This window comes from Microvirga antarctica, from assembly GCF_017921815.1.
Lineage (GTDB): Bacteria > Pseudomonadota > Alphaproteobacteria > Rhizobiales > Beijerinckiaceae > Microvirga > Microvirga antarctica.
The window spans coordinates 120,221-132,360 of the sequence record NZ_JAGEMM010000005.1; the positions used below are offsets into that span (position 1 = coordinate 120,221).

A 12,140-nucleotide genomic window follows, 5' to 3' on the forward strand; every position below is an offset into this window, starting at 1 on the left:
GCGACTGGTCTCTCGCCCGGCGATTCCAACGGGAATCAGCCCTCTTAAGGCGTTATAATGTAGCGATGACAATGTCGCTTCGAAGGCGGCACGCGGGAAGACCCGGGAGTTAGCGGGACTCGTCTGCACCCGCCGGCTGACGCGCGGCCTGCTGGGTCTGTTGCGCGGGGCCGGGGGCGATCGCGGGAAACGCGATGGTCTGGCGCTCGCGGGCCACGAAGGCCGTGGGCATGAGTTCCTGCATCTGACGTTCGGAGGCTCTCAGGAAGGTGTCGTCATGGCCGGGGAAGATATGGAAGATCGCCAGCGCCTTCACGTTGGCGGCTTTCGCGAGTTCGACGCCCTTGTGCCAGGTCGAGTGCCCCCATCCCTGGCAGCGGGTGTATTCCGCATCGGAGAACATGCCGTCATAGATCATCAGATCGGCGTCGCGAACGAAAGCGGTCAGGGCCGGATCGGGCCAGGGCACCGTATGCTCGATGTCGCTGATGTAGCAGACGCTCCGTCCCGCATGGGTAAAGCGGTAGCCGGTCGACCCGCCGGGATGATTGAGCAGATGCGTGTGGACCAGCGTGCCGTCCGCGAAGGACAGGGTTTCGCCGGCGTTGAAACCGTGGTGCTCGAAATGCGCCGGCAACTGGTCGAGGGAGATGGGAAAGAGCGGCGGGGCGTAGAGCCGCTCGAGTGAGGCCTTGGCGCTTTCGCCGCCGAGATTGCCGCAGAAGGTGCGAATGACCCGGTCGTTGCTGAGAAGCGCAGGCTTGAAGAACGGCAGGCCGCTGATGTGATCGAGATGCAGGTGGCTCAGCAGGAGGTCGACGGTGTCGGGGGCGGAATTGGCCAGATGCGTTCCGAGCGCCGACAGGCCGGTGCCCGCATCCACGATGAACAAGCGCTCGCCGCACCGCACTTCGACGCACGGGGTATGGCCGCCAAACTCGACGAACTGCGCGCCCGACGCGCAGGTCGAGCCTCTCACACCCCAGAATCGGATCTGGAGGTCACCCGACGATAAAGCTCGCCCTACCATTCCTCGATCATCACGGATGTGGAACCTCCCGCATGTGCGCTGGCACACATGAGCAGACCCAGCCGGTTGGTCAAGCGCGAATCGGTCATGCGGGCGTGGCAGCACTGCTGTCTGCGGCCGTCGCATCGACCTGCGGCACGCCGCGCTCGAACCGGATCACGGCCTCGAAGGGTGGGTTCTGCATGGCGGGCGTGACCTCCGGCGTCACCAGCACGAGGCCGCGTCCCATCAGGGCGCCACGAAGGCTCAGGACGAGCGTTTCGGCCGCCGCCGTGGGCAGGCCGTTGAGCGCCTGCTGCACGACCAGAATGTCCGGACGCCGCACGAGGCAGCGCACGAGATCGACCCGCGCCACGTCGCTTAAGGTGAGATCGCCGCCCTGGATGTCGATCGGCATGGAGAGGCCGATCCGGGCCACGTCCGCGTCGAGCCGGCGATCGGTGAGAACGCGGCGGATGACGGCCTGGATGGCGTCCGCGGCACCGGCCTGATCCGACGCGACGCGACCGAACAAAACATTGTCCTGCACGCTGGCGGCTGCGCACAGCCGGGCCTGGTCATAGAACTCGATGGCGGGTTGCAGGCTGACCGGCAGCATCCGGGCGAGGTCCGCGCGGGCCGTCACGATGCGACCTTCCATCTCGGCGTCGAGGAGGCCGAGACGGTGGCGGCTTTCGTTGTATCGCAGGGCGAGGCCGATGAGCCGCTCCTGGTCGCGCCCGGTCTGGACGCCACGCCGGTTCTCGCGCCGACGCTCCACCAGATCCTCGAAATACGGCCGGTCCGACGCCGAGAAGAACGCGAACCGCTCGAAGAGCGGGTGACCGTCCGGGATGTCGGCGAAAATCTCGATCATGCTGCCGGCGATCGACAGCCCCATCCGCGCCAGGGGCTTGGTGAGGTCGTCCGCTTCCAGGATGGCCCGGATGAACGGGTGGCCGGCCAGGCGGTCTTCGCGGAATGTGTCGCCGATCGCCTTGCCGAACAGCAGGTTCTCGCCGACCGTCGCATAGCGGTTGTAGCGCAGAGCGTCGAACGGATCGACGAACCGGTCGAGGTCCTCGACCACGAGCGCCTCGTGGACGGCCCGGCGGGCCTCGACGATGGCGGCCGCGAGCTTTTTCTCGCGCTTGGGATCGAGCGTGCCGGACAGGCCGCGCGCGTGGGTGAGGCGGTCGAGACCGGTCGTTGCCACCGCGTCCGCAAGCCGGGTTTCCAGCTCGGCCGCATCCCCGACGCAGCCATAGAGGAGATTGTCGCGCAGGGTGCCGGGGATCAGGACGGTGTCGCCCGCCAGCGCGATCCGGCGCGCCCGCTCGACCGGGTCGACCGCCGCCAGATTGACGCCCCCATAGGTGAGGTGGCCGGTCGACGGCACGATGCGGCCGCCCAGGAGCGAGGCCAGCACCTGCGGGCCGGCATCGCCGTCGCCGGTCAAGGCCACATGGGCCGGGAAGGGAATGCGCAGGTCGACTCCGGCGATCCGCGACCCGCTGGCGCGATCGAGCGCCGAGACGCCCTCGGCCACGAGCGTGCCGCTGCGCGGGAGGGTCTCGGGTGCAAGTTCGCGCGCCCGCGGCCGGATGGCGTTGATCATGTCGCCCAAAGCCGTCAGCAGGGTCTTGGCGCGCTCGACCACCCGGCGCCATTGCACGCCTTCGCGGATCCCGAAGGCCGCGAGCGCGGCCGCCAGCGCACAGGCGACGAGCGCGCCGGGGCTGGCGGGGCCAGTGGGCGAATACCAGGCGGCAACCGCCAGAATGGCCAGCGGCGCCAGAAGGATCACCGCAACGGAAAAGGATTCGACCACTGCGAGCCGCCGTTCCCAGGCGGCAACCGGACGATGGCGGAGCGCCACCGCCTCGACCACCCGCTGGCGTTCGAGCGCGCTGGTCCCGTGGGCCCGGATGGCTGGAATGCGATGCCGCAGTTCGGCGAAGGTCTTCTCGATCGCCGCGCCCTCCTTCTCGCGGACCCGCGCGATGTCGACCCGCAGGCGGAACCGTTCGGCGTTAAGGGCGGCCCCCAGCCCCATCACCAGCGCGAGCGCCAATCCCGCGTGCCAGTCGGTCACGACCACATAGAGCAGCGCCAGCGCGCTCATGCCGGTGAGCCGGGTCGCCACCAGAAGCGAGGCCCCGAGCACCCGGCCCTGCCGCGACAGATCGTCGGCCGCGAGATCGTGCAGGGCTGCGACTTCGGAGGCGAGCGAGAGGGGGGCCCGCAGGGAAGCGTCGAGCACAGCGTCGCGGATGCGCTGGATCACCCGCGCGCCGATTCCCACCAGGATCCAGTCAAGGGCTGCGTGCAGCACCGCGATGAGGAGCGGCACCAGAACGACGCCGCCGATGGCGATGATGGTGAGTTGTTCCTCGCTCAGGGCGAAACCGCGCACGAGCACAAGCGGCCCGTCGGCGATTTCCCGCGGCAGGGGGATGGAAAGGCGCAGGAAGGTGGCCGCGTCCTGCGCAACCGCCGCGGCGCGCACCCCCACATCCGTCGCGACCCGGATGAGATCGAGCCCGATGAGGAGCGTGATTCCGGACAATGCCAGAACAAGGAAACCCAGAAGGTGCTGCCACGGAGTGGTCTTCCAGGTCAGGCGAAGTGGATCGCGCTCCATGTCGTGTCCCTGGTTGCCATGATGCGCGGAGGTTATCGAAGCGGAACCGTAACGACTAGAGCCGGAGGCCCGAAAAGTTGACGGGGATGCGTCCGATGGCCATGCTTGCACGGCCCGAGCCGGAGCAAATCACCGGCATCGCGCGAAAGACAGGCCCGACCCCTCGTTTCAGGGCGGTTCGACTCTATCTTTTGCCTCTTGGATTGGCTGGCCTGGGAGGATAGCAGAGCGACGATGATTTCACCCCGGACCCTTGACCCCGTCTTTCACCTCATTCTCGACCTGTCGGCCCACCGCCCCGCCCCGGGCCTGCCCCGGCGGCTGGGAGAGCTGTTTCATGCGCTCGCGGCAGCCGACGACGCGGGTGCTGCGGAAGAGACCGAGGAGCTGATCTGGGCCGTTTGGACCTCCCACGAGGATCGCGACGCCGAGGAGATCATGGCGGAGGCCATCGAAGGCATGGAAGTCGGCGCCTGGGATGCGGCCCGCATTCTGCTCGACGATCTGACCGAACGTTACCCCGACTGGGCCGAAGCCTGGAACCGCCGGGCGACCCTGTGCTTCATGGAGAAGCGCGACGCGGATTGCCTGGCCGATATCGAGCGAACCCTCGCCATCGAACCCCGGCATTTCGGCGCCATCTCGGATTTTGGCCATGTGTGCCTGCGCAACGGCCATCTCAACGAGGCCCGGGCCGCGTTCCAGATCGCCCTGTCGATCAACCCCCATCTGGAAGACCTTGGCGAAATCCTGCAGGATCTCGCGCCGCGCAACCTCATGCTGCATTGAGGGCGGGCCTTCCGGTAAGCCGGCGAAAGCGCGACAATCGGGCCGTTGCGACGGCGATCCGAGGGCGTAATCTTTGCCCATGGCCGATTCGCTCACCCCTGATTCCCCCCGTATGGCTGCACCGGTTCCGGATTCCGCGCACCGCCCGATCCTGCTCGTGGACCGCCGCCAGTCGCCGACCGCGCTCCATGTGCAGCGCGGTGTCCGGCGGCTTTTCGCCGAGCTCGGTCATGCCTCCCTGCCGGAGCTGACGCTGGCCAGCGGCAGGCGGGCCGACATCATGGCGCTGGGGGCGGACGGGCTGATCACGATCGTCGAGATCAAGTCCTGCGTGGCGGATTTCAGGGCCGACCGGAAATGGCCGGATTATCAGGATTACTGCGATCGCTTCTTTTTTGCCGTCCCCGACACCATGCCGGCGGACCTGCTCCCGGCGGATCGCGGCCTGATCGTGGCCGACGCCTTCGGGGCCGCGATCCTGCGCGATTCAGGCCGCCATCCTCTCGCCGGCGCGCGGCGCAAGGCCGTGATGTTGCGGTTCGCCCATGCGGCGGCAAGCGCCTTGCATGCGCTTGCCGATCCCGGCGGAATCTCCGAGGGTCGCCTTTGAGACGCTCTAACGCGGGGCGCGCTTGGCCAGGATCCGCTGGAGCGTGCGGCGGTGCATGTTGAGACGGCGGGCGGTTTCCGAAACGTTCCGCCCGCAGAGTTCGTAGACGCGCTGGATATGCTCCCACCGCACCCGGTCGGCCGACATGGGGTTTTCGGGAGGGGTTGCGCGCTCGCCGGGGATCGCCATCAGGGCCGCGTGGATTTCGTCTGCGTCGGCGGGTTTGGCCAGGTAATCGAACGCCCCCATCTTCACCGCCGTGACGGCAGTGGCGATGTTGCCGTAGCCGGTGAGGATCACGCCACGGGCCTCGGGGCGGCTTTTCTTCAGGCGCTCGATCACATCGAGCCCGTTGCCGTCGCCCAATCGCATGTCGATCACCGCAAAGGCCGGTGCTTCGCTTTCAATCGCCGTGAGGCCTTCCGCGACGCTCTCGGCGACGCGGACCTGGTAGCCGCGGGCTTCCATGGCGCGGGCGAGACGGGTCGAGAAAGGGCGATCGTCATCGACGATCAGAAGGCTCTTGTCCGCACGCTCTTCGAACGCGACGGGCGCGTCGGCCATTAGAACATCTCCCTGCATCGCCAAGACTCCTTGGATACTCGAACTCAAACAGCTCGATCTGCCATATGGGATGGGATGCTCCCTAGCGGGAGAGCAGCCTCCGAACCGGCCTGCGGCGTGATTGCCGCACCCCTGTCAAACGCCTGACGCGGCCAAACGATCCTTGCCACGGCGCCGGAGCCCGGAGGCGCGGCGTTGGACAGGGTCAGCTGGGCGCCCGATCGCTCCAGCAACGTCTTGGCGATGAAGAGCCCGAGGCCCAATCCGCCGCCTTCGACACTGCTCTCGGCGCGATCGGCCGCGCTCCGGGTCGTTACGTAAGGTTCGCCCACTCGCAGCAGGATATCGGGCGCATAGCCCGGTCCGTCATCCCTGATCTGGATGACAACCTCGCGATCTGACCAGATCGCCTCGACGCTCACCGCGCTCTCGGCAAAGTCGGCCGCATTGTCGAGGATGTTGGACAGGCCGTAGACGACGCCGGGATTGCGCCGGATCAGCGGCTCGGGACCCTCGCCGTCGGTTTCCACCGCAAGGTCGAGCTCGAGGGAGCGCTGCGGCGCGACGATCTCCTCGACCAGATGGCTCAGCGTGATGGTCTCGAGGAAGGCCGAATCCTCCTGGCCCATGGAGGTGAGCTTGGTCAGGATCGTGCGGCAGCGCTCCACCTGCTCGCGCAGCAGCTTGAGATCCTCGGCCACCGGCCCTTCCTGCGGCAGGGAATGGTGCAGCTCCTTGACCACGAGCGCGATGGTCGCAAGGGGCGTGCCCAGCTCGTGGGCGGCGGCCGCCGCCAACCCGTCCAGCTGGGAGAGGTGCTGTTCGCGCGCGAGCACCCGCTCGGTGGCGGCCAGCGCCTCGGCAAGCTGGCGCGCCTCCTCCGCCACCCGCCAGGCATAGATGCCGGTAAAGACGGTGCCCAGCAGGATCGCCATCCAGATCCCGGTCACATAGAGGAACGGCAGGGTGAGGCTCTGGCCGCGATACCAGGGCAGGGGCCGGTGGGCGAGCGCCAGCAGGGTGGCGAGCCCGACGGCGAGCAGGCCGAGCGCGAGCGTGCGTTCCGGCGTCAGCGCGGTGGCCGAAATCAGCACCGGCGCCAGGAACAGGATCGCGAAGGGATTGGCGAGCCCGCCGGTCAGGTAGAGAAGCCCTGCGAGTTGCAGGATGTCGAAGGCCAGCAGGATCGTGGCCGGGTTGTCGCCAAGACGATGGCTTGCCGGAAACTGGATGCGCAGCAGCAGGTTGACGAAGGCCGAGGCGACGATGACCACGAAGCAGAGCCCGAACGGCAGTTCGAACCCCAGACCGAACCGCACCACCGCGACCGCCAGAGCCTGGCCGGCAATGGCCAGCCAGCGCAGCCGCACCAGGGTGTCGAGGCGCAACTGTCTCGCATTGCGCGTCAACATCTTCGGTCTGATCTCATCCATCGTCGACAGGATAGGGCGTTTCCCGCTTCCGCCAAGGAAGACTTGTGCGCTTCACGACCCCGCTCGCCTTTGCGGAGCATGGACGGCGCGGCTGTCGAGGGGAGCCTGAAGGCGCGACTCCAGCCCGTAATCGCGCAGCACGCCGGCCACCCGCAGGCGATAATCCCGCAGGACGCCATCCCGCCCGCTGGCCTGCGCCTGGCGATGGCACGACAGATTGCGCCACTGCCGGACCGCCTCTTCGTCGCGGAAGAACGACAGCGAGACGAGCTTTGCGGGATCGCTGAGACTCTGGAACCGCTCGATAGACACGAAACCGTCGACGGTCTCGAGCTCGGCTCTCAGCGCTGCGGCCAGATCGAGATCGGTCTGGCGGGCGCTCTCGTCCGGCCAGACTTCGAAAATGACGGCAATCATCGGGTGCGATCCTTCGGGCGAACAAGCGGGTGGTGAGGGGTCGAGCTCAGGCGGAGAAAGAGGCGATCCTCGCGCCGGATGAACTGCTCGCGCCTTGAGAATTCGTAATTCTCGCGGCCCTGAGGATCGTCCTTGAGCCGGGCCCGATAGGCTTCGTATTCGGCCAGACTGGCAATGTTGTAGAGGCCATAGGCCGTGGTGGCCGACCCTTCATGCGGGGAGAAATAGCCGATCAGGTCAGCGCCGCAGCGCGGAATGATCGCCCCCCAGTTGCGGGCATAGTGGTCGAACGCTTCCGTCTTGGCCGGGTCGATGTCGTAGCGGATGAAACAGGTGATCACGGGGCTCTCCAGAGTTGCCGGGCAATGTCTAGCCCGTTGATCAACGACGATGCTTCGGCTATGATCGAAGTATGGACGAGACGATGAAAGAAGGTCCGATGATCGCGCAGGTGGCCGCTTTGCTGGGCGATCCGGCGCGGGCCAACATCCTCACGGCGCTCATCGACGGGCGCGCGCTGACGGTGAGCGAACTCGCCCGGGCGGCCGGCGTGACCCTGCAGACCACGAGCGGCCACCTCGCCAAGCTTGCGGAGGCCCAGCTGCTGATCGGCGAGAAGCAGGGCCGGCACCGCTATTTCCGCCTCTCGGGCCCCGATGTGGCGCAGGTGCTCGAAGGCCTGATGGGGCTTGCCCAGCGCACCGGCGCGGTGCGCGTCCGGACCGGGCCACGAAACGAGGCTCTGCGCGCCGCCCGCATCTGCTACGACCATCTGGCCGGAGAGCGCGGCGTCGACATGCTGACGAGCCTCCAGCGGCGGGGCTTCGTCGAGGGCGACGACGCCATGACGGTGATGCCGGCGGGACGCCGCTTCTTTGCCGATTTCGGAATCGACGTGGCGGCTCTCGAGAAGGGCCGCAGACCCGTCTGCCGCGCCTGTCTCGACTGGAGCGAACGGCGCAGCCACCTGGGCGGGTCGTTGGGAGCCGCGGTGCTGGCGACCCTCATCGAGCGGAAATGGGCCGGACGGAACGGCCGCACGCTGGTCTTCAGCCCCGCCGGGCTTCAGCAATTCGTCGCAGTGCTGGCCCCGCCAGGCATCGACCGGAGACCCGCTCCTCCTGCAACCCCTTGATTTGGCAATCGGATTAACCCTGGCGCGGCACCGGCGATTTTGCGCCCGGCTGCGCGCTCGGGGGTTAACTTGCTTTTGAGACCCGGACCTTACATTTTAAGCGTAGGGTCGAGGACAAGCTCGGATCGCGTTGGCGATGGAACAAGAGTGCTCTTCCCGCGGGGATATTTAAATGAATCTGTCCTATTATTGGTATGAGACGGCCCATTGGTTGCTGGGTCCCGCCCGCGCGGCGTCGGGCGCCACGAAATCCTTTCTTGAAATTCCCGGCAACGTCTTTGGCGACACACCCTACGGTCGCACCGTGACGGCCGCCTGTGAATTGTTTGAGCGCACCACCCGGCGCTACGGCAAACCCGCCTTCGACCTGCCGACGACGACCATCGATGGCGAGGAGGTGCGGGTCACCGAGCGGATCGTGTGGGAACATCCCTTTTGCGACATCATCGCCTTCGAGCGCGATCACTCGGCCGCCGCCAAGCAGCCGCTGCTCCTGATCGTGGCGCCCATGTCGGGCCATTATGCGACCCTGCTGCGCGGCACGGTGGAGACCTTCCTGCCGACTCACCGGGTCATGATTACCGACTGGGCCGATGCCCGGATGGTGCCGATGGCGGAGGGCGGCTTCGATCTCGACGATTACATCGACTACATGATCGAGATGTTCCAGGCCTTCGGCCCCGATCTGCACGTGATGGCCGTCTGCCAGCCGGCCGTGCCGGTGATCGCCGCCATCGCCCTGATGGAAGCCGAGAACGACCCGAAAATCCCCAAATCCATGATCCTGATGGGCGGCCCCATCGATACCCGCCGCTCGCCCACCGCCGTCAACCTGCTGGCCGAGGAGCGCGGGATCGACTGGTTCGAACGCCATTGCATCATGCATGTGCCGCCGTCCCATCCGGGCTTCTTCCGCAAGGTCTATCCGGGCTTCCTCCAGCTCTCCGGCTTCATGGCGATGAATCTCGACCGGCACGTGACGGCCCATTGGGACATGTTCAACCATCTGGTCGACGGCGACGGCGATTCGGCCGAAAAGCACCGGGACTTCTACGACGAGTATCTCGCCGTGATGGATCTCACCGCCGAGTTCTATCTCCAGACCGTCGACAAGGTGTTCGTGCGGCATGAGTTGCCGAAGGGCGAGATGATGCACCGGGACAAGCCGGTGGATCTCGTGGCCATCCGCCGTTGCGCCATCATGGCGATCGAGGGCGAGCGCGACGACATTTCGGGCGTGGGCCAGACCCTGGCGGCGATCGAGCTGACGCCGAACCTGTCGTCCGACAAGAAGCTCTATCACCTGCAGATGGGCGTCGGGCATTACGGCGTGTTCAACGGTTCGCGCTTCCGCTCCGACATTGCGCCGCGGATCACCGCCTTCACGCACCAGCATGGGGCGACGGCCAAGGCCGGCAAGAAGCTGATGGCGGCCGAATGAGGCCGATCCTGCCTCGCGGCAAACGGCAGCGCTGACAGCGGGGCCGGAGCAGGGCAGATTGCACGGATGCGATTCGCTCTGTTCAGCCGGGTCCCGGACGACCCCCCGCACCTCAAGGTGCAGCACGAGGGCGCCACCCTGAAGGTGGCGCTCAAGCGACGGCCGACGGCCACCCGCATCACCCTGCGGGTCTCCAACGCCTCGGGCGAGGCGGTGCTGACCATTCCCGACCGCACGCCTGTGGACACGGCCCAGCGCTTCGCCGACAGCCATGGGGGCTGGATTGCCACAAGGCTCGCAAAGCTCCCGGCACGGGTGCGGTTCGAGGCCGGCGCGGTGGTGCCCTTGCGCGGCGTCCCGCACCGGATCGTCCATTGGTCGAGCATCCGGGGAATCACCCAGGCGACGAAGGGCAGCGACGGCGCGCCGATTCTGGCGGTGGCCGGCGATCCCCAGCACGTCGCCCGGCGGGTGCAGGATTTCCTCGAGGCGGAAGCCAAGCGCGATCTGTCCGAGAGCGTCAAACGCCATACCGGGACGCTCGGCATTCCGGCCAAGCGCATCACCGTGCGCGACACCAAAAGCCGCTGGGGTTCGTGTTCCTCGACCGGCGCGCTGAATTTTTCCTGGCGGCTGATTCTCGCGCCGCCCTTCGTGCTCGATTATCTCGCGGCTCATGAGGTCGCCCATCTCAGCGAGATGAATCATTCCGCGCGATTCTGGAAACTCACCCGCAAGCTGTGCCCCCGCACCGAAGAGGCCGAGCGCTGGCTGAAGAACCACGGCACGGCCCTGCACCGGTTCGGGTCGTCGGGCCCCGTCGCTGACGCTTCGTGACAGGCGGCCTTTTTCGGCCTAGAGCCACGGGCATCCCGGCGGCTCCGCCCTGTTCCACAACCCATCCGTGACCATGCTCAAGCCCAATACCCTCGCGCTCACCGTGGTGCTGGCGCTGCTCACGGCCCTCGGGCCGCTCTCCACCGACATGTACCTGCCGGCGCTGCCGGCCATCGCCCAGGATCTGACCGCGTCGGCGGCCCAGACCCAGCTCACCCTGTCGTTGTTCCTGTTCGGCTTTGCGGCCGGCCAGTTCTTCTACGGGCCGATCTCCGACCGGGTCGGGCGCAAGCCCGTCCTGCTGTTCGGTCTCGCGCTGTTCACCCTGGCGAGCCTCGGCTGCACGCTGGCGCCCAACATCGAATCGCTCATCGCCGCACGGTTTCTGCAGGCGCTCGGCGCCTCCGGCCCGATCGTCATCGGCCGGGCCATCGTGCGCGATCTTTATGAGGGTGCGCGCGCCGGCAAGGAATTGTCGCGCATGGCCTCCATCATGGGCGTGGTGCCGGCCATCGCGCCGGTGCTCGGCGGGCTCATCGCCCCCTGGGGCGGTTGGCGGATGAACTTCGTCGCGGCGCTGCTGTTCGGTGCGGGCCTTGCCACCGTCGTGGCCTTGCGCCTGCCTGAAAGCCTCGCCCGCAAATCGGCCCAGACGCTGTCTTTCCTGTCGATCCTGCGCTCCTTCCGCAGCCTGCTCGGCCATCGCGGCTACCGGGTCTACGTGATGCTGTCGCTTCTCGCCTATGGGGGGTTGTTTGCCTTCATCTCGGGTTCGTCCTTCGTCCTGCAAACCGTCTACGGTCTCGGGCCGATGGCCTTCGCCCTGTCGTTCTCGTTCGTGGTGGTGGGCTATATCGGCGGCACCTTTCTGGCCCAGCGGCTGGTCGGGCCGCATGGCCTCGACGGCACGATCCGCATCGGGGTCGCCTGCCTGGCGCTCGGCGGCAGCCTGATGGTGGTGCTGGTGGCGTCAGGCGTCGCCTCGTTCCTGGCGGTGGTCGGCCCGATGGCGCTCTATTGCATGGGCGTCGGGCTCACCATGCCGCAGGCCATGGCGTCGGCGCTGATGCCCTTCCCCGACCGGGCCGGGACCGCGTCGTCGCTGCTCGGCATCTGCCAGATGAGTTTTGCGGCGATCCTCGGCATCGTGCTCGGCCAAAATCTCGACGGCTCGGCTCTGCCCTTGCCGCTGACGATTGCGGCGACCGGCCTCATGGCGCTCGCCGTCTTCGGCCTCACCGGGCGGGCCCGGCGCGGCTGA

Annotated in this window: 12 protein-coding genes; 6 read left to right on the top strand and 6 right to left on the bottom strand. The window is 67.1% G+C overall.

Features of this window, described 5'->3' with window-relative positions:
• Positions 1-109: 109 nt before the first annotated feature.
• The gene (locus J4G32_RS15450; protein WP_210496221.1) at positions 110-1,030 is read right to left on the bottom strand and encodes an MBL fold metallo-hydrolase; all 921 of its coding nucleotides are present in this window, start codon (positions 1,028-1,030) and stop codon (positions 110-112) included.
• Positions 1,031-1,115: 85 nt separating this feature from the next.
• Positions 1,116-3,653, bottom strand: coding sequence for an ABC transporter family protein (locus J4G32_RS15455; RefSeq protein WP_210496222.1), 2,538 nt, complete (start codon positions 3,651-3,653; stop codon positions 1,116-1,118).
• A 234-nt stretch (positions 3,654-3,887) separates the two neighbouring features.
• Between J4G32_RS15455 and J4G32_RS15460 the strand changes: the two genes are divergently transcribed.
• Together J4G32_RS15460 and J4G32_RS15465 are read left to right on the top strand one after the other, a co-directional pair.
• Entirely contained in the window at positions 3,888-4,442 is a 555-nt protein-coding gene (locus J4G32_RS15460; protein WP_210496223.1) for a tetratricopeptide repeat protein, read from the top strand.
• Positions 4,443-4,554: 112 nt separating this feature from the next.
• Positions 4,555-5,052: an MmcB family DNA repair protein gene (locus tag J4G32_RS15465; RefSeq protein WP_210496224.1), complete on the top strand. Its 498-nt coding sequence runs from the start codon at positions 4,555-4,557 to the stop codon at positions 5,050-5,052.
• A gap of 6 nt (positions 5,053-5,058) precedes the next feature.
• Here J4G32_RS15465 and J4G32_RS15470 read toward each other — a convergent pair whose 3' ends face one another.
• Genes J4G32_RS15470 through J4G32_RS15485 form a run of 4 tightly spaced genes read right to left on the bottom strand, consistent with a single transcriptional unit; the run spans position 5,059 to position 7,807 of the window.
• Positions 5,059-5,616, bottom strand: a complete 558-nt coding sequence (locus J4G32_RS15470; protein ID WP_210496225.1) for an ActR/PrrA/RegA family redox response regulator transcription factor — start codon at positions 5,614-5,616, stop codon at positions 5,059-5,061.
• Between the two features lie 44 nt (positions 5,617-5,660).
• Complete coding sequence (locus tag J4G32_RS15475; protein WP_210496226.1) at positions 5,661-7,049, bottom strand: ActS/PrrB/RegB family redox-sensitive histidine kinase; 1,389 nt, start codon at positions 7,047-7,049, stop codon at positions 5,661-5,663.
• A gap of 51 nt (positions 7,050-7,100) precedes the next feature.
• Positions 7,101-7,466 (bottom strand): antibiotic biosynthesis monooxygenase family protein, encoded by a 366-nt coding sequence (locus J4G32_RS15480; protein ID WP_210496227.1) that lies wholly within the window; start codon positions 7,464-7,466, stop codon positions 7,101-7,103.
• Positions 7,463-7,807: an NIPSNAP family protein gene (locus J4G32_RS15485; RefSeq protein ID WP_210496228.1), complete on the bottom strand. Its 345-nt coding sequence runs from the start codon at positions 7,805-7,807 to the stop codon at positions 7,463-7,465. Before J4G32_RS15485 ends, J4G32_RS15480 begins: the two co-directional genes overlap by 4 nt.
• A gap of 83 nt (positions 7,808-7,890) precedes the next feature.
• On the opposite strand from J4G32_RS15485, the gene J4G32_RS15490 reads away from it, so the two are divergent.
• The 4 genes from J4G32_RS15490 to J4G32_RS15505 all read left to right on the top strand — a co-directional run bounded on the left by J4G32_RS15490 (position 7,891) and on the right by J4G32_RS15505 (position 12,140).
• Positions 7,891-8,601, top strand: coding sequence for an ArsR/SmtB family transcription factor (locus J4G32_RS15490; protein WP_210496229.1), 711 nt, complete (start codon positions 7,891-7,893; stop codon positions 8,599-8,601).
• A 172-nt stretch (positions 8,602-8,773) separates the two neighbouring features.
• The gene (locus tag J4G32_RS15495) at positions 8,774-10,042 is read left to right on the top strand and encodes a polyhydroxyalkanoate depolymerase (protein ID WP_210496230.1); all 1,269 of its coding nucleotides are present in this window, start codon (positions 8,774-8,776) and stop codon (positions 10,040-10,042) included.
• Between the two features lie 66 nt (positions 10,043-10,108).
• Positions 10,109-10,879, top strand: a complete 771-nt coding sequence (locus J4G32_RS15500) for a M48 family metallopeptidase (protein WP_210496231.1) — start codon at positions 10,109-10,111, stop codon at positions 10,877-10,879.
• A gap of 73 nt (positions 10,880-10,952) precedes the next feature.
• Entirely contained in the window at positions 10,953-12,140 is a 1,188-nt protein-coding gene (locus J4G32_RS15505) for a multidrug effflux MFS transporter (RefSeq protein WP_210496614.1), read from the top strand.